Below are 16,539 nucleotides of genomic sequence, written 5' to 3'. Positions count from 1 at the left end.
CACAGCCTATATGACCTAAAGTATCATATAGTATTTTGTACTAAGTATAGGTATAGAGTTTTAACTGTCCTGATCACGTACATATATTAGCATTGGTTCCGCCTAGTATATCAATATCTAAAGCTGTGCAATATATTAAAGGTATAAGTAGTCGTAAGTTGCTACAGGAATTTGCACTGCTCCGTAAGCGGTATTGTGGGCAACATCTTTGGGCCAGAGGGTATTTTGTTGTGACAGTTGGCAATGTGAATTCAGAAGAAGTGCAAAAATATATAGAACAGCATGAGGAACATCACAAAAAAGATGATTTTAGAATATCAGAGTTTTAGCGTTTACGCTTTTAATCTGCTTTGCAAGCGTTACACAAACTACCGCGCTTTAGCCGGTAGTAATTGATAAGCATCCAAAATTAGTTAAGGGTGATGCAGTGAATATGTATAATCGTCATACTTTTCAAAATTAGCGCCTTAAAGATGCTAGTTATGTATTGATTATATACTACCTCGCGCTTTTTGAAGTCTCACTTCATTATGTGCGCAAGTTCAATACCAACTCTTCATTTACCGGCTGTATATATCCTCGATATATTTCTCTACTATTTGAAATGAAGAGAGTTTTCACATAAAGATAGATAAGAGCTGTTCTTGATATTGTTTGAATATTTGTGTAATAGTAAGAGCGCACCAAAGCTTGATGGGTCTGTATACCATTGACTCTTTTTTAGAAACGATTTTAGTGCGCCGTGTCATTCGGCATAAATGATGTCGCGTGTTGCTATTATCTCTCTCGATACATACTGTGCCAGACTTTCCAATTGTATGACGCTCTTTGGGTAAAATTTTAGAAAAAGCATCCCAATCATCCGTATAAAAATGACATTCTTTCAGATGACTCACTTTGTTGTAGAGCTTTTGGAATGTTGCAGTGTCATGATTGCCTGTAACCCAGGCAACTGTTCTCCTTGTACTACGATCAACTGCCTTAATGATCCAAAGCTTGTTTTTTTTGAACCAATAAAATGCCACATCTCGTCGAATTCCATCTCCATAATATCCGAAGAGACAACTGGCTCCTGAGTCTTGCCCATCGCCTCTACTACCCAGCGATAAATTATGGACGGCGAATGCCCTAATATCTTGCCTAACATAGAAAAAGAGCCATTACCAAGACTATATAGCATAACGCATAATGCTTTCTTAACAGCTGTTTGAGGCTTCTTGCCCAGATCGCCCTCAACAAAATTTAGAACATGATCTGCACTTATAACGCTGTACACCCCTCACAATGCCATTCTTTACAAAGATATCAGAGCAACATCCCTTACAACAAACCATAAAACCACTCTTTAGTTTTTAAAAAAGTGATCATATCATACTTCTATCTAATTGTGAAAACTCTCAAAAATTTGAGATCTAGCAATGATTTGTTAACATATGCTTAATATATCGAATGCGACAATGTTGCTCAAACCTACTGCTGCAAAGGCTTATCAAGCAAAGTTATCATGAAAAATAAAAAATTATCGTATTAATCATCAAAAGAATATATTATTGATATCTGAAGCCTGAATTTTAGGACTCCTTACATTTATGACATTAATATTCACATTTTATTTGTAGACTTCACTGTGAGTTTATCGCATAATCACCTCCCGCAAGGTTGTCATCAAAAAATGGAGGACGATGAGGGTGTATAATTATATTTTATGTTTTATTTATATTACGATATTCCATTCTATTTTGTGCTTTTATACTACTTGTTACGCATCAGAAAATGTAGCGATAGGCAATAACTCTTTAAAAAGCCAATTGCACCAGAATGCTACTGTAGTAGATCTAAATAATGCTATATATAGCGCTCCTGTAGTTAATCAGGCTCAGAATATTGAGCCGCAAGATCACAATCACTGTGTTAGTGCTATTTCTATATATGAAAAAAAGTATGGTTTACCTAGAGGTTTGCTTCAGTCTATTGCTCTAGTTGAATCCGGTCTATGGAGCAAAAGTAAGAAAAAGCTGTTGCCACATCCTTGGTCTCTAAATATAAACGGTAAAAGCTATTACTTTAAAACGCAAGCAGAAGCTTTAGCGTTCTTTAAGTCTTCTCTTGCACGTGGAATTGAGAATATAGATGTAGGATGTGGTCAGGTGAATTGGCGTGTACATGGCAAGTATCATTTCAAGAAACCTGAAAATGCTCTTAATCCAACTTATAATATAGCTTATGCTGCTTATTTTTTATCAAAAAACTTTGCAGAAACTAGAAACTGGAGAGGAGCAATAGCAATGTATCACTCCAGAAGCAAGGAAAAAGGGGAAGAATACTATGCGAAAGTAAAGAACGCATGGCAAACAGTCAATAAATCTGCTCCAAGCGTGCTTTATGCTGCACATTCTAATACTAAAACTCCTATGTTGAATGGCTCTAGGACGCATCATAAGCTGCTTGTACAAAATACACAAAAAATGCTTGATAAAAAAACAAAGTCTAGCACTACTGTAAGCGTTGATTCAAGCGATGCACTGTCAGACGATATTATAGTTTTTGCTCGTAGTGGTGTAAATTCATCTGAAAGACCAGCAGTAATTCAGTAGATCTCTATCAAATTTTGATTGATGAATTAGTACGTGCGCTTATAAAAGTCTCGAAAGTGCGCATGAAATAGTGCTTGGAGCGCAAAAATAGCGCTTTAAATCCGTAAGAAAATATTATAATAAACGCAAAACCCTTACGTATTTTGTAAAAATAGTCTTTGCTTAGGCACAGGACAAATTATAATAGACCTATTGCATAATCTCATTCTGAGGTAGAAATTCTTATAGAGTAGATTTTTGCAAAACGTCACCAAACAATGATCCACGTGAGTGTTTTTATGTTTTAGTGAAAATCAAATCACAGTTTGGAACAGGTTATGCAAGAGGTCTAATTTTTGGGGGATGAGCGAATTAACAATAAATTATGCTTTTATTTATACAAACATGTCAGTTTAAGTGAGGCCATGTTTATGGGTACCTATTTAGCATAAGTATGCTTGCTTATGTTCTAGAATATGGAGAAAGAGGAGTATGTGTCTCTTTCTTAGCTCCAAATTATTTATTTTTAACTACAAAACCTTGCATTTGATAAATCATTGAGAGTTTTCACAATTAGATAGAAGTATGATATGATCACTTTTTTAAAAACTAAAGAGTGGTTTTATGGTTTGTTGTAAGGGATGTTGCTCTGATATCTTTGTAAAGAATGGCATTGTGAGGGGGTGTACAGCGTTATAAGTGCAGATCATGTTCTAAATTTTGTTGAGGGCGATCTGGGCAAGAAGCCTCAAACAGCTGTTAAGAAAGCATTATGCGTTATGCTATATAGTCTTGGTAATGGCTCTTTTTCTATGTTATGCAAGATATTAGGGCATTCGGCGTCCATAATTTATCGCTGGGTAGTAGAGGCGATGGGCAAGACTCAGGAGCCAGTTGTCTCTTCGGATATTATGGAGATGGAATTCGACGAGATGTGGCATTTTATTGGTTCAAAAAAAACAAGCTTTGGATCATTAAGGCAGTTGATCGTAGTACAAGGAGAACAGTTGCCTGGGTTACAGGCAATCATGATACTGCAACATTCCAAAAGCTCTACAAAAAGTGAGTCATCTGAAAGAATGTCATTTTTATACGGATGATTGGGATGCTTTTTCTAAAATTTTACCCAAAGAGCGTCATACAATTGGAAAGTCTGGCACAGTATGTGTATCGAGAGAGATAATAGCAACACGCGACATCATTTATGCCGAATGACACGGCGCACTAAAATCGTTTCTAAAAAAGAGTCAATGGTATACGGATCCATCAAGCTTTGGTGCGCTCTTACTATTACACAAATATTCAAACAATATCAAGAACAGCTCTTATCTATCTTTATGTGAAAACTCTCAAATCATTTAATAGTCAGTTGAAAAGAGCAGGGAGCTTTATGTTTAACCTCAGTTCGATATAAGAGCTAAGTTTATTATTTTATTTTTCCATGAGACTGCTGGTTTATTTGGTTTTAAAGTATAAGCAGTTATTCCAGCAAATAAGTTAGCTAAGAAATTAGTTGTTGATCTATGCCTTGTGTGCTGTATATGACAGATATTCTTCAGTTGTCCTATAGCTGTTTCAATAAAGTTACGCTTGTTTAAAAAGGATTTTTGAGCTTCAGAATATAGCTTTTCTTTCATGTTTTTCTTAAGTCTAGTAATTAGCTCTAAACCTTGAGCACGTAGCTTTTTAGCTATGTTCTTGCATATATATCCACGATCTCCAAACAGCCATCCTTTCAAGTTGCGTGCAAGATTCTCTACAACTGCTCTATCATCTTTATTACCAGGTGTTATTGATATATTAATAATTTCACCACAATCATTCATGATAATATGCAATTTAAATCCAAAGAACCAACCAGTTGATGTTTTCCCACGTTTTGCTATATCTTTGAAAACTTTGTGTCTTCTTATGCGCATATTATGACAAACCTCAAGCTTTGTTGAATCAATATAGTATTTACCAGTCTTACTTCCAGATAAAGAGCGTAGCATAACCATCTGTGGCACAACAGCATGCTTCATAAGCTCGACAAATCTATTGTAACTCACTAATCTTGGAAATTCCGACGCATAGTGTATGCTTAGACAGTCTTTATAAAAATCTTTAAATGTTCGATAATGACTAAGTTGGAACATCACAAGTATTGTAATGATCTCTGATAAGCTCAGCATGTATTGCCTATGTCTTAATCTTCTCTCACTGCATAAACCTCGATTCTGCAATTGCTCTTCAAATAGCTTGCAAAAGTCATCTATATAACAGTATAGCTCTAATAAGGGAACCATGGTATATCCTCAAAATGTAGTGGTTTTGGAGGAATTCTAATGGTTCCATTCTTATGCCGCTAATCTTATTTCTCTATTCCTTACGTCGAACTGGGGTTATGTTTAAGGTCAAGTAAAAGATTTTTATGACATTAAAAGCTTCATCTGCTTGCAAGTGCTATTTAGATAGAAACTAAAGATATAAAGCTCATGTAGTGTTTTTAGCAAAAACTTTGCTATTTTTTCTATGGAGCTTTGACATGAAGCCGTGAATCACGGCGACTTTCAAACATTGCGTTTTGACGATTATCTATTTTTAGTATGCACTGATGAAGGCGGTGCTATATGGCTAAAGCGTTATAGTACTATTTCTCTCTAATGCAGTCAAAAATTGAAAGCCAATTTTGAAACTCTTCTATATTATTTACTATAATTGGTGCTTTGCTGTCATGTTGCCTTAAGAATCCTTCTTGTTGTATTCGATCCATCTGCTTTATTATATCATCCCAAAATCCTAGATAGTTGAATAGCACTATTGGTTTTTTGATCATAGCAATTCTATATAATACCATAATTTCAAAAAATTCATCTAAAGTTCCATATCCCCCAGGTAATATTAGAAATGCATCAGCAATTTCAATCATAACTTTTTTTCTAGTTTGCAGGCATGGTGTTTTAATGAGTTTTGTGCTATTGGTATTTGGAACTTCAGATTTCAAACCATCAGAAAGAATACCCGTTACAAAACCACCTTCAGAGACAGCTGCTGCAGTTACAATGCTCATAAGACCTGTGTTGCCACCACCGCATACTAGATTTATATTCTTCCTTGCGATTATTTTGCCAACAATTGTTGCAAGTTTAATAATTCTGTCATTACGACCTTTTTTTGCTCCACAAAATATGCAGATAGTTTTTGTGATTGGCATAAATTTTTATATTTTATAGTCCATCCGCCAAAAATTTATTTGCTACGCAAATCAATTTTTGTGGAGAAGTTCAATGTACAAAAATTAGCTAGGGAGCTGCCATGCACTAATTTTTGGATATATTAATTGCTCCTGTGCCGCGGGCAAACACTACTTTCACAAAATCCGTAAGGTTTTTGTGCTTATTACAACATTTTCTTACGAATTTAAAGCGCTATTTTAACACTCGTGGCAGCATTTTACGCTGCTTCTGAGACTTCTGGTGCGCGTACTTTATAAGAGCTATAATATTGAGATATATCCAGATAAAATCTTCGTCATACTTCAAAAAGAACTAGAAAGTCTGTCTGTCAAAAATCGATTTACTACACAAATAAATTTCTGCTGAAAGTTAAATGTACAAAAATTAGCTCTTATATCAAATTGAAGTGAATATAGATTTTTAGTTTTTTCTAAAGCTGTTAGGAATATTTTCTATCTTCCATATCTTCTATCACGAGCGCTAAAGTCTTTAATTGCATCAATCAAATCAGCTTCAGAAAAAGCAGGCCATAGTTTATCGCTAAAATAGAGTTCAGTATATGCAATTTGCCATAGTAGAAAGTTACTAATCCTTCTTTCGCCGCCCGTTCTTATAAGCAGATCAGGATCTGGAATATCACTATTAATAAAGTTATCAAATAACTTGCTTGTAATCGTGTTAGGCTCAATTTTATTTGAAATAACGTATTTACACATTTCGAGCGCAGCATTTCTTATTTCATTTCTTGCACCATAACTAATAGCAATTACTAGGTGAAATTTATTATGTGCAGAGGAAGATTCAGCTATTTGCATTAATTCTTGTATTGCAGGATCTAAGCTTGATTTATCTCCTATGAATATTACTTTGACGCCACTGGATATTAGATCTTCTGTGTTATTTAGTAAATACTTATGTAGCAAGTTCATTAAATTTGACACTTCACTATTTGGTCTTGCCCAATTCTCAGAAGAGAAAGCGTATAGTGTTAAATATTTGACGCCATTTGCTATGGAGGCTTTTAATATTCTTTCTGCTGCTACTATTCCCTCTCTGTGTCCTTCTTCCTTCCTTAGTCCATTTTGTAGAGCCCAGCGCCCGTTTCCGTCCATGATGATTGCGATATGTTTAGGGATCTTTTGCATTTTAGCTAACTATATTATTCCTCACAATCTTTCAAATAATCTATAGAAACTTTTTTGAGACCTGTTCGATCGAATAGGACTTGAGCTATACTATCATATACATTTAAGATTATTCCAGTTCCGAACACATTATGTTCTACTTTCTTACCAGATTGAGTATTGATTGGCTGTTTTGTTCGTTGAGCGTTATTGATATCTTTTTTCTTCTTCAGCAGCAGCTCTGACATATCTTGGCAGCTTTCGCTAGGTAGCTCATCTAAAAATCTAGATGGCGTGGAAGATTGAATTGACCCATATACGCTTCTGGTATTTGCATATGAAATGTATAGTCTTTCTTTAGCTCTTGTGATTGCAACATATGCAAGGCGTCTTTCTTCTTCTATTCCGGTATTTCCAGATTCTGAGACTGTTCTTGCGCTAGGGAATAACCCTTCTTCCCATCCAGGAAGAAAAACATTAGAAAATTCTAGTCCTTTTGCGGCATGTATGGTCATTACGTTCACTTTATCATCATTATAAATCGCGTCTGTATCTCCAAGGAGGCTTACATGCTCTAAATACGTTGACAAATCTGGAAACTCTTTAATGCTATTTACTAATTCTTTGATATTGTCCAGTCGCTCTTTTGATTCTTCTGTGTCTTGATTCTTCCACATTTGCTTATATCCACTTTCGTCAAGCATGATATCTATGACTTCTGTGTGATTCATATTGTTCAATAAACTTCTCCAGCGTGCCAGTTGTTCAAAAAATGATAGAATTGCGGCAGCTGTTTTCCCCTTAACAGTTTGATTCTCCACCATACTGGATGCTGCTGCAAATAAAGATATACTATGAATTTTTGATGTCTCATATATTTGCTGCATTGTTGCATCTCCTATTCCTCTTTTTGGAATATTGATTGCTCTCTCTAGTGCAAGACCATCATCTAAATTAACAAGCAATCTTATGTACGCAATGATATCTTTAATTTCTGTGCGTTCATAAAATTTTGTACCTCCGACTATACGATATGGTATTCTAAAAGCGTTTAAACTTTCTTCAAAATTTCTTGTTTGATAACTCGCGCGCACAAGGATTGCGACTTCTGAAAGTGTTTGTTTATGTAATCTATGCAATACATCTATCTCATCTGCTACAAATCTTGCTTCATGCTTATCATTAAAGAAGCTGTATAGCTTTATCATTTCCCCATGAGAATCTGCTGTCCATAAGGTTTTGCCATGTCTTGATCTATTATTTGAGATGAGTTGAGTGGCGCAATTTAAAATATAAGATGTGGATCTATAATTTTGTTCTAGTCTTACAACTTTAGCATTGCGAAAATCTTTCTCGAATCTCAGTATATTCGCAACTTCAGCGCCGCGCCATCCATATATTGCTTGATCATCATCTCCAACGCAGCATATGTTACTGTTGCTTTGTGTCAGTATGCGTAGCCACAAATACTGAATTACATTTGTATCTTGATATTCATCTACAAGTATATACTTAAATTTTTCCTGATAATATGATCCGACATCAAGGTTTTCATTAAAAAGCACTACATTATATAGTAGAAGATCACCAAAATCCAAAGCACCAAGTGATAACAACCTATTTTGATATTCCGCATAAAGCTGGCGCATCATCCCTCTTGCAAACCCACCAACTTCAGATTCTGGAACTTTATCTGGTGTCCAGCTTTTATCTTTATATCTGCCGATGATGTATAGCATTAGTTTAGGAGTATACTGTTTTTCATCAATACCAATATCTCTTAGAATTTGTTTTGCGATTCTCAATTGGTCTTGAGTATCAATGATTGTGAAATTATTTGACAATCCCACTTTACTCGCATGGTAGCGCAATATCTTTGCAGCTATAGAGTGAAAAGTTCCGATCCACATTCCATCCACAACGTCACCGACAAAGCTTCTGATTCTCGATTTCATCTCGCTTGCAGCTTTGTTTGTAAATGTCACTGCAAGTATTTGATTTGGTGAAGCTGCGCCAAGTGATATAATGTGTGCTATTCTAGTTGTAAGCACTTTTGTTTTTCCTGTGCCAGCTCCTGCAAGAACAAGTATTGGGCCGTCAATGTGTGAAACAGCATCCATCTGATGCTCATTTAGTCCGTATGGATATTCAAGTTGTGCTTTATTCATCTATTTGTTCCATTTGTTGCATGTATATTGCAATTAAACTAATGTATTAGTTAGGAATTAGGAGTTTGTTAATGATAAGGGAAATTTGCAAATATAGCTTTGATACTTTACATGAGCTATGAATGCTATGCAAGTTACATTACTACATCATATTTTCTATATGCATGTGCATCTTCTGAATCATCGGTTACATGTTCATACTGAGCATCAAATTCTTGATGTTGAATATGTGAAAACAAGATTTTTCCTTGCAGTGTTAATGCCTCACAGCAGTTGGAAAAAGCGCTATGTATTTCCTCTTTAACATAATATGGGAATCCATGTTCTGTTTGGATTTCACATTCTAACTTTCGTAAGCTAGACTTACTAGTGAATTTGCCATCCATGACAATTGGTCCAAGATTACGCAAATCTATTTCTAATTTAAAATTTAGTGTTTTATCTGGATTTTGAGAATTATCGTCATCTTTTTTTTCTTCTTCATTCTTTATATAAATCTTGCAGAACTCAATTTTCCCGTCATAAAAGAAAGGCAGCATTATAATCTGATACTCTAGAGATGCAGTTTGTGTATAAACCTCTCTCAGCAAACTTAATATATTCGTTTTTTGTGTTGATGGTGAGTTTTCTGTGGATTCATCTTTAGAGGTCCGCTTTATTCCAGCAAGTAGTGCCATCATTTCAAAAACAACATTGATTTGTGAATGATGATTAGTTTCTTTTGAAAATGATGGAAGTAAACCATAATCCATGTTTTTTATGTCGCTTGCGTTTCTAATATTTTCTTCCGTTTTCTGAATTAAATTCTTAAGTAATTCGAAATTCTCAGCAATTTGTACTTTAGTTGGGCTGGTTATGGTAATGTTATCTTTGTTCATTTCAAGTGATGTGAGTTGAGTCACTAAGAACTCATCTCCTTTTTTCATGTGCATCCAGGAATAGCTGTCGTGGATAAAGCAGCCAAGCATAGTTTTGATAGATGTTACATTATATTGTTCATGAGTGATCAAATTGCATTTTAAGTATAGTGCTCCGTCTTCATTTATCAAAAACTCTTTTCCAGCCATACGAGAAATAACATTACTATCTCTGATTATAACAAAATTGCCTTTTATTTTATCTTCTGGCTCTATATTTGCCGATAACAATTCATTTGAAAGTAGTTTTCTTGCTGGTGAATTTTCCGAAAATATTGAATTCCAAAACTGTTTATCTATGTAAATGCTTTTTAGTTCTACTTCTGGTCTTTGTATTCCCATGCTTATTTTGTCTCGAATGACTGGGATTTCACTATATTTCACTTGACTATCCGCGTTTGTTGTAGCATTACTTGCGAGATTTTTATTTATTCTAATTTCAAGCGTTTTAGGAGTTTGCGGCCTTTCTTGATGTATGTCTGAGATATTTTGTTTTTCTTGTGTTATTTTGAGTGTTATTAAAGAATCTGTTAATTGTTCCACTTCTATTTGAATGGCTCCATTAAAGATTGAGTGTCTTCCTTGACGCGTTAGTACTATTTCTCCAAAATTTGTTTGAATTAGAGTTTCGCCATTTTGCATTTCTTTCGCAAAGCCTTTGAAACTTGCACCGTTTTGCAGATTTTTGAAGCTGTCTGAGATTGTAATGATGCTACTTGTGTCAATATTAATCTTTCCGGTATCAGATACTTGTAATTGTGCGTTTATAGGCGTCGTTGTGTGCATTTTATTTTAGTAAAAATGGTTTTACTAGTTGAGATGTAAGTTTCCTACTTCAATAAAGCTGGACATTATACTGTAGCTTATACAAAATGTAAGCGGTATAATTAAATTATCATCTAGCATTCTACTTGCGAGGTATAACTCAGCAAATGTGGTAATGATGATTGAAACAAGTAGTACAGCTATAAATTGTAGATTAGTGTTATTGTATAATATTGCAGTAGGAAAGACAGCAAAAATCGATGCTATAAAAAATGCACATGTTCCTTCTAAAGTTTTCTCTCTTATCTTATACTTGCCATATATCTTCCCTATAAGTGCGGCTGCAGAATCCGCAACTGCTAGTATGAAGAATGCCATAACAAATATAATTTTTGGTACGAATGTTATACATATGACTGTGCCTAAAAGCAAATAACTTGCTCCGCTTATTCTTTCATTTTCATGTTCTCTAAATATTGAGGATATTCCTGTAATATTTATGAGGTTTTCAAATATGCCAGAGTCTTTTAATACCCTCAGTCTTAATAAATCGAATATTAAACATAGATTTAATATAATGATAAATATAATGATAGAAGTAGAAAAATCGGTTAACATATAGAAGATAGGTATCAAAACCGATGTCATGTGTACAGATTTTCTTATTACCTCTTTTTTGAGTGATCTATTCATTTGAGCTACTAGAATTTTTAGTGTTTCTCGTGATTACAATGATTCGAAATTTGGAATATTAGTTAAATATAGACGAAGATTGTTTGAAGAAAAGTACTTTAGTGAATATAGGTTGCACTTTCCTTATTTCTGCATACTCTAGTAGATCATATATATAAAGGAAAGAGGTGTAGTAATAAATCTATCGTATTTCATATGTAACCTGAGTTGTCGATTAATAACTCGTGTTACCTAAAACAGATATATAACAACAAAATTCTATGAACTATTATTACTACATGTTCTTTATTGCCTCAATAGCATGCCTGGTTACTATAGGATTTTATATGCTAGTTGTGTATCTTTATAGGAGGTATAGCGCAAAGCAAGTGGACAGAGCTATACAGTCGATAAGGTCATCGTCACAATATTTGTCAGAGCAAGGAAAGAAAAAAAATGGTAACGAAGGGAAGTCTTCTAAAATGCGTGATGTAAAACTTGAGAATGCTGAAAAGTCTGTAGGAAAATCAGAAGATATGTTATATGACATAGAGCAGACTCAAGGTGTTACTAAGTATGACCAACATATGGAAAAGGGCAAGGTTCAGGTGGAGGTTAGCGAAAAGATTGTAGGAGTGGTAGAGCCAAAGGGATTTTGGTCAAAATTTATAGCTTCACAAAAAATAGGATATATTCTCGCTAGAATGAGTATGCAAACCGCTGCTGAAAATGGGTTTTGGGTTAATTTGATAAAAGCACAATCTGCATCTCGTGGAAAAAATCAAGGAAAGGGGCGTTAGTAGCTGAAATAGCGGCCATAAAATATTTATAGATCAGTTATAGCGCATTTGATTGCAGAAATCGTCACGCGGCGCTTTGGGAGACACTCATAAATTAGATAATATTCAAGGAATTCTACTTCATTTTGAGAGTTTTCACAATTAGATAGAAGTATGATATGATCACTTTTTTAAAAACTAAAGAGTGGTTTTATGGTTTGTTGTAAGGGATGTTGCTCTGATATCTTTGTAAAGAATGGCATTGTGAGGGGGTGTACAGCGTTATAAGTGCAGATCATGTTCTAAATTTTGTTGAGGGCGATCTGGGCAAGAAGCCTCAAACAGCTGTTAAGAAAGCATTATGCGTTATGCTATATAGTTCTTGGTAATGGCTCTTTTTCTATGTTAGGCAAGATATTAGGGCATTCGCCGTCCATAATTTATCGCTGGGTAGTAGAGGCGATGGGCAAGACTCAGGAGCCAGTTGTCTCTTCGGATATTATGGAGATGGAATTCGACGAGATGTGGCATTTTATTGGTTCAAAAAAAACAAGCTTTGGATCATTAAGGCAGTTGATCGTAGTACAAGGAGAACAGTTGCCTGGGTTACAGGCAATCGTGATACTGCAACATTCCAAAAGCTCTACAACAAAGTGAGTCATCTGAAAGAATGTCATTTTTATACGGATGATTGGGATGCTTTTTCTAAAATTTTACCCAAAGAGCGTCATACGATTGGAAAGTCTGGCACAGTATGTATCGAGAGAGATAATAGCAACACGCGACATCATTTATGCCGAATGACACGGCGCACTAAAATCGTTTCTAAAAAAGAGTCAATGGTATACGGATCCATCAAGCTTTGGTGCGCTCTTACTATTACACAAATATTCAAACAATATCAAGAACAGCTCTTATCTATCTTTATGTGAAAACTCTCGAATTTATTTTGATTTTGCAAGGTATTCAGAAAGCAGTTGGATCAAATGCATTTATTAAGCGATATGTTGTTGAAAATATGGTTGTTGAAAATTTCTCTGGTAGTATTAATGAATTAGAAGCGCAATTTCATCAGAAAAACACAGAATTTACAGAGAAACGTATCGGAGCAAGCAAACTTTTAGTTCAGCATATTGGTTATTTAGAAAATGAAATTGAGACATTTCAAGAGAAGTATACAATAAGTGAATCATTGGAATTAAAAGGGAGAATTGCTGGCTTATATGCTGATTTAGTAAAGCAGAAAGAGAAGCTGTGTAAGATAGAGGCTATTCATTTAGATGATTTATTAAAAATGAGCGAATTGCTAGAGTACAGAGTTATTCAAGATGGGAAAAAATATCGTTTTAATGAGTCTCGTCATAGTCGTGGCAAAATATTCTATAAAGATATTACAGAAGAAACACAGGATTTTTTAAGTTTATTTAAAGATGAATATACGAAAGAGTTACTTGGGGAGGATTTTTATAAAAAGACGAGAGTTTTCACATAAAGATAGATAAGAGCTGTTCTTGATATTGTTTGAATATTTGTGTAATAGTAAGAGCGCACCAAAGCTTGATGGATCCGTATACCATTGACTCTTTTTTAGAAACGATTTTAGTGCGCCGTGTCATTCGGCATAAATGATGTCGCGTGTTGCTATTATCTCTCTCGATACACATACTGTGCCAGACTTTCCAATTGTATGACGCTCTTTGGGTAAAATTTTAGAAAAAGCATCCCAATCATCCGTATAAAAATGACATTCTTTCAGATGACTCACTTTTTGTAGAGCTTTTGGAATGTTGCAGCATCATGATTGCCTGTAACCCAGGCAACTGTTCTCCTTGTACTACGATCAACTGCCTTAATGATCCAAAGCTTGTTTTTTTTGAACCAATAAAATGCCACATCTCGTCGAATTCCATCTCCATAATATCCGAAGAGACAACTGGCTCCTGAGTCTTGCCCATCGCCTCTACTACCCAGCGATAAATTATGGACGCCGAATGCCCTAATATCTTGCCTAACATAGAAAAAGAGCCCTTACCAAGACTATATAGCATAACGCATAATGCTTTCTTAACAGCTGTTTGAGGCTTCTTGCCCAGATCGCCCTCAACAAAATTTAGAACATGATCTGCACTTATAACGCTGTACACCCCCTCACAATGCCATTCTTTACAAAGATATCAGAGCAACATCCCTTACAACAAACCATAAAACCACTCTTTAGTTTTTAAAAAAGTGATCATATCATACTTCTATCTAATTGTGAAAACTCTCCAATTTTAATCAATGCACGCGGAAATAGCATATCTAACTTTAACACTATTCAAAATTTATTTCCAGTAAAAAATCATATGTACATACATTTTTGATAAATAGAAAAGATACTGAGTGTATACTCAATCTGCTGAAAATGGCTGTTGTTTATTATGCTTTTTTGCTGAATTATGCATTTTGCATTGCTGTGCGGTGCTTAGCTTCTTCTTTAGATTACTATCTTATGTGTAGAAATGAATTGCCTATTTTTTCGACAGAAACTATCATATATGCTGTAGTCAAAGTTGCTGACTTCACTTCAGATGTCTTTTTTGTGACATTTATTAGTTGTCTTACTAATATATCTGATAAATTTAATACAGTTTAGCAGTTCAAATCAATAAATTGGTTATGGTGAGTAACAAGAAAAATAACAATAGCGATACATTCTCCAAGCTTTCAAAAATTGCGGCTTCTGTACTTGAAATGGCGAATGGCGCTAAAAATGATTTAATGAAATATATAAAAGAATATTGCGAGTCATTGATACATGGGATGAATTTCGTTAAACACGAAGAATTTGAAGTTGTGAAGAAGCTTGCTATAGAGAATAAAGCTGCTATAGATGAGCTATTAAACAAATCAAAATCCTCGAAAAAGCAGGATGTATCTGGTGCGAAAAAACCAATCAAAGCAAAGTCTAAGAAAACAGAGAAAGATAAGAGCATTGAAGATATTAAGAAATAACTTCAAATAGTTTGCTGGATCTCTCACTTGAGGTCTTAAATTATTTTTCTTATATGGTATATCTGTATTCAATTGTTAGCTTAAGCTTTAGATCAATACAGATTTTATGCAAGTGTGTCCAAAATATATTGGTTTTTGATTATAATCTCGATATATTGATAACATATTATTATCTGGTAAGAGAAATAGTTAAGAGTATGAGCTTTCTATATTGTCTAGTTTTTGTTATGACTTCTGTTAGTTCTTAAATTTAAACAGATTTATAAAGCAAAAATTGCAAAATTGCTTGGAACGCGGTATACAGTTCTAAACGAGCTCTTTTGTCTGGATCTTTTGACAGTTAAGGTGGTGCATTGGAGTTTGCTTATGATAACTTGTTTGCTTGGTAATGCTAATGACTGAGTTGGTTTTTTGTACATTTTCCTTATTGCTGCTTGTTTCTGCGATCTGTGTTGTAAGTTCTTCAAATCCAGTTTATTCTGCATTAAGTCTTATTTTCTGTTTTTTAAACGCTGCCGCACTTTTTTTACTAATTGGTGCTGAATATATAGCTATGACAATGATAGTCGTTTATGTCGGTGCTGTGATGGTGCTATTTCTTTTTGTAATAATGTTGCTAGACATCAAGAACAAAAAGACAAAGCATGGCGTTAAGCTTTATGTGCCGTTGATACTTTTCTTAAGTTGCATTATTCTAATTGAGTTACTGTGGGTATTTGTTGAATCTAGAGATTATTTTACAAAACTTCCAGGAGTTGTAGAGATTGATACTATAACAAATGCTGAAGCAATAGGAAGGCAATTATATACTAGGTATTTTTTGCCGTTTCAAATGGCAGGCCTTGTGCTGCTTGTTGCAATAGTTGGTGCGATAACTATTACAGTTCGTCACAGTAAGAATGCGAAAAAGCAGAGCGTGTATGCACAGATGTTAAGAAATAAAGAAAATAGCGTTGAGCTAGTTGATGCTGAGATTTCTAAAGGTGTTTCTATATGAATTCTATACAAATCATTAATGACGTTTCTTTGATGCACTATATAGTTGTCTCTTCTGCATTGTTTGTCATTGCAGTATGTGGAATCATGATAAATAGAAAAAGTATCATCTCTATTCTCATGTCGATTGAGTTGATGTTACTTGCTGTCAATATAAATTTTGTTGCATTCTCGGTTTATCTGCAAGACTTGGTTGGTCAAGTATTTGTGATCTTTATTTTGACTGTTGCTGCTGCAGAAGCTGCTATAGGTCTTGCAATTTTGGTTGCATTTTTCAGAAATCTTGGGAATATTGACGTTAATAACATGAATCAAATGCGAGGCTAAGTGCTT

The 16,539-nt window shown here is 34.6% G+C and carries 23 protein-coding genes; 12 read left to right on the top strand and 11 right to left on the bottom strand.

Going from position 1 to position 16,539, the window contains the following annotated elements; translation table 11 throughout:
• The first annotated feature begins 27 nt into the window (after window positions 1-27).
• Window positions 28-90: a hypothetical protein gene (locus AACK98_RS08285; protein WP_410520028.1), complete on the top strand. Its 63-nt coding sequence runs from the start codon at window positions 28-30 to the stop codon at window positions 88-90.
• 2 nt (window positions 91-92) lie between these two features.
• Window positions 93-329 (top strand): IS200/IS605 family transposase, encoded by a 237-nt coding sequence (gene tnpA, locus AACK98_RS05965; RefSeq protein WP_410519977.1) that lies wholly within the window; start codon window positions 93-95, stop codon window positions 327-329.
• 288 nt (window positions 330-617) lie between these two features.
• Here the strand turns inward: tnpA and AACK98_RS05960 are convergent, their stop codons facing one another.
• Window positions 618-986 (bottom strand): IS1 family transposase, encoded by a 369-nt coding sequence (locus AACK98_RS05960; protein WP_339042635.1) that lies wholly within the window; start codon window positions 984-986, stop codon window positions 618-620.
• A complete protein-coding gene (locus AACK98_RS05955; protein WP_339040716.1) occupies window positions 893-1,276 on the bottom strand; it encodes a hypothetical protein in 384 nt (127 codons plus the stop codon). The genes AACK98_RS05960 and AACK98_RS05955 overlap by 94 nt, the downstream gene beginning before the upstream one ends.
• A 463-nt stretch (window positions 1,277-1,739) precedes the next feature.
• On the opposite strand from AACK98_RS05955, the gene AACK98_RS05950 reads away from it, so the two are divergent.
• From AACK98_RS05950 to AACK98_RS05935, 4 genes are all read left to right on the top strand, one after another.
• Window positions 1,740-2,594, top strand: a complete 855-nt coding sequence (locus AACK98_RS05950; protein WP_339040714.1) for a transglycosylase SLT domain-containing protein — start codon at window positions 1,740-1,742, stop codon at window positions 2,592-2,594.
• Window positions 2,595-3,256: 662 nt separating this feature from the next.
• Window positions 3,257-3,673: a hypothetical protein gene (locus tag AACK98_RS05945; protein ID WP_339040712.1), complete on the top strand. Its 417-nt coding sequence runs from the start codon at window positions 3,257-3,259 to the stop codon at window positions 3,671-3,673.
• A complete protein-coding gene (locus AACK98_RS05940; protein WP_339040694.1) occupies window positions 3,636-3,788 on the top strand; it encodes a hypothetical protein in 153 nt (50 codons plus the stop codon). The genes AACK98_RS05945 and AACK98_RS05940 overlap by 38 nt, the downstream gene beginning before the upstream one ends.
• Window positions 3,737-3,916 carry a hypothetical protein gene (locus AACK98_RS05935; protein WP_339040696.1) on the top strand — a complete coding sequence of 60 codons (180 nt, stop codon included), beginning with the start codon at window positions 3,737-3,739 and terminating at the stop codon, window positions 3,914-3,916. Before AACK98_RS05940 ends, AACK98_RS05935 begins: the two co-directional genes overlap by 52 nt.
• Window positions 3,917-3,973: 57 nt before the next feature.
• Here AACK98_RS05935 and AACK98_RS05930 read toward each other — a convergent pair whose 3' ends face one another.
• The 6 genes from AACK98_RS05930 to AACK98_RS05905 form a co-directional block, all read right to left on the bottom strand.
• Window positions 3,974-4,747 carry an IS982 family transposase gene (locus tag AACK98_RS05930; protein WP_339040242.1) on the bottom strand — a complete coding sequence of 258 codons (774 nt, stop codon included), beginning with the start codon at window positions 4,745-4,747 and terminating at the stop codon, window positions 3,974-3,976.
• Window positions 4,748-5,205: 458 nt separating this feature from the next.
• Window positions 5,206-5,769, bottom strand: coding sequence for a TIGR00730 family Rossman fold protein (locus AACK98_RS05925; RefSeq protein ID WP_339040710.1), 564 nt, complete (start codon window positions 5,767-5,769; stop codon window positions 5,206-5,208).
• A gap of 474 nt (window positions 5,770-6,243) precedes the next feature.
• The gene (uppS, locus tag AACK98_RS05920) at window positions 6,244-6,936 is read right to left on the bottom strand and encodes a polyprenyl diphosphate synthase (RefSeq protein WP_339040708.1); all 693 of its coding nucleotides are present in this window, start codon (window positions 6,934-6,936) and stop codon (window positions 6,244-6,246) included.
• Window positions 6,937-6,950: 14 nt separating this feature from the next.
• The gene (locus AACK98_RS05915) at window positions 6,951-9,083 is read right to left on the bottom strand and encodes an ATP-dependent helicase (protein WP_339040706.1); all 2,133 of its coding nucleotides are present in this window, start codon (window positions 9,081-9,083) and stop codon (window positions 6,951-6,953) included.
• A 134-nt stretch (window positions 9,084-9,217) separates the two neighbouring features.
• The gene (locus AACK98_RS05910; RefSeq protein WP_339040704.1) at window positions 9,218-10,786 is read right to left on the bottom strand and encodes a hypothetical protein; all 1,569 of its coding nucleotides are present in this window, start codon (window positions 10,784-10,786) and stop codon (window positions 9,218-9,220) included.
• 24 nt (window positions 10,787-10,810) lie between these two features.
• Entirely contained in the window at window positions 10,811-11,383 is a 573-nt protein-coding gene (locus tag AACK98_RS05905; RefSeq protein WP_339040702.1) for a hypothetical protein, read from the bottom strand.
• A gap of 443 nt (window positions 11,384-11,826) precedes the next feature.
• On the opposite strand from AACK98_RS05905, the gene AACK98_RS05900 reads away from it, so the two are divergent.
• From AACK98_RS05900 to AACK98_RS05890, 3 genes are all read left to right on the top strand, one after another.
• Window positions 11,827-12,237 carry a hypothetical protein gene (locus AACK98_RS05900; protein ID WP_339040700.1) on the top strand — a complete coding sequence of 137 codons (411 nt, stop codon included), beginning with the start codon at window positions 11,827-11,829 and terminating at the stop codon, window positions 12,235-12,237.
• A 503-nt stretch (window positions 12,238-12,740) separates the two neighbouring features.
• A complete protein-coding gene (locus tag AACK98_RS05895; protein ID WP_339040232.1) occupies window positions 12,741-13,148 on the top strand; it encodes an IS1 family transposase in 408 nt (135 codons plus the stop codon).
• Window positions 13,145-13,708 (top strand): hypothetical protein, encoded by a 564-nt coding sequence (locus AACK98_RS05890; RefSeq protein WP_339040698.1) that lies wholly within the window; start codon window positions 13,145-13,147, stop codon window positions 13,706-13,708. Before AACK98_RS05895 ends, AACK98_RS05890 begins: the two co-directional genes overlap by 4 nt.
• Here the strand turns inward: AACK98_RS05890 and AACK98_RS05885 are convergent.
• From AACK98_RS05885 to AACK98_RS05875, 3 genes are read right to left on the bottom strand one after another with little or no spacing between them, the layout of a single operon-like run.
• A complete protein-coding gene (locus tag AACK98_RS05885; protein ID WP_339040696.1) occupies window positions 13,701-13,880 on the bottom strand; it encodes a hypothetical protein in 180 nt (59 codons plus the stop codon). The genes AACK98_RS05890 and AACK98_RS05885 overlap by 8 nt on opposite strands.
• Complete coding sequence (locus AACK98_RS05880) at window positions 13,829-13,981, bottom strand: hypothetical protein (protein ID WP_339040694.1); 153 nt, start codon at window positions 13,979-13,981, stop codon at window positions 13,829-13,831. The genes AACK98_RS05885 and AACK98_RS05880 overlap by 52 nt, the downstream gene beginning before the upstream one ends.
• The gene (locus tag AACK98_RS05875) at window positions 13,944-14,360 is read right to left on the bottom strand and encodes a hypothetical protein (protein WP_339040692.1); all 417 of its coding nucleotides are present in this window, start codon (window positions 14,358-14,360) and stop codon (window positions 13,944-13,946) included. The genes AACK98_RS05880 and AACK98_RS05875 overlap by 38 nt, the downstream gene beginning before the upstream one ends.
• A gap of 517 nt (window positions 14,361-14,877) precedes the next feature.
• Between AACK98_RS05875 and AACK98_RS05870 the strand changes: the two genes are divergently transcribed.
• The 3 genes from AACK98_RS05870 to nuoK all read left to right on the top strand — a co-directional run bounded on the left by AACK98_RS05870 (window position 14,878) and on the right by nuoK (window position 16,533).
• Window positions 14,878-15,210 (top strand): accessory factor UbiK family protein, encoded by a 333-nt coding sequence (locus AACK98_RS05870; RefSeq protein ID WP_339040690.1) that lies wholly within the window; start codon window positions 14,878-14,880, stop codon window positions 15,208-15,210.
• 388 nt (window positions 15,211-15,598) lie between these two features.
• On the top strand, window positions 15,599-16,207 hold the full coding sequence (locus tag AACK98_RS05865) for an NADH-quinone oxidoreductase subunit J (protein WP_339040688.1): 609 nt from the start codon (window positions 15,599-15,601) through the stop codon (window positions 16,205-16,207).
• Window positions 16,204-16,533: an NADH-quinone oxidoreductase subunit NuoK gene (gene nuoK / locus AACK98_RS05860; RefSeq protein WP_339040686.1), complete on the top strand. Its 330-nt coding sequence runs from the start codon at window positions 16,204-16,206 to the stop codon at window positions 16,531-16,533. Before AACK98_RS05865 ends, nuoK begins: the two co-directional genes overlap by 4 nt.
• Window positions 16,534-16,539 lie beyond the last annotated feature (6 nt).

This window comes from Candidatus Lariskella endosymbiont of Hedychridium roseum, assembly GCF_964020185.1.
Classification (GTDB): domain Bacteria; phylum Pseudomonadota; class Alphaproteobacteria; order Rickettsiales; family Midichloriaceae; genus Lariskella.
The sequence above is the reverse complement of the archived record's forward strand: the minus strand, read 5'-3'. Positions and strand labels throughout refer to the sequence as shown.

Bases quoted from the DNA above. Each gene is read 5' to 3' on its own strand.
- AACK98_RS05930 (WP_339040242.1), bottom strand. From the start codon at position 4,747: ATGCTGAGCTTATCAGAGATCATTACAATACTTGTGATGTTCCAACTT.
- AACK98_RS05915 (WP_339040706.1), bottom strand. From the start codon at position 9,083: ATGAATAAAGCACAACTTGAATATCCATACGGACTAAATGAGCATCAG.
- nuoK (WP_339040686.1), top strand. From the start codon at position 16,204: ATGAATTCTATACAAATCATTAATGACGTTTCTTTGATGCACTATATA.
- AACK98_RS05925 (WP_339040710.1), bottom strand. From the start codon at position 5,769: ATGCCAATCACAAAAACTATCTGCATATTTTGTGGAGCAAAAAAAGGT.
- uppS (WP_339040708.1), bottom strand. From the start codon at position 6,936: ATGCAAAAGATCCCTAAACATATCGCAATCATCATGGACGGAAACGGG.
- AACK98_RS05935 (WP_339040696.1), top strand. From the start codon at position 3,737: ATGTGTATCGAGAGAGATAATAGCAACACGCGACATCATTTATGCCGA.
- AACK98_RS05905 (WP_339040702.1), bottom strand. From the start codon at position 11,383: ATGTTAACCGATTTTTCTACTTCTATCATTATATTTATCATTATATTA.
- AACK98_RS05910 (WP_339040704.1), bottom strand. From the start codon at position 10,786: ATGCACACAACGACGCCTATAAACGCACAATTACAAGTATCTGATACC.
- AACK98_RS05885 (WP_339040696.1), bottom strand. From the start codon at position 13,880: ATGTGTATCGAGAGAGATAATAGCAACACGCGACATCATTTATGCCGA.
- AACK98_RS05865 (WP_339040688.1), top strand. From the start codon at position 15,599: ATGCTAATGACTGAGTTGGTTTTTTGTACATTTTCCTTATTGCTGCTT.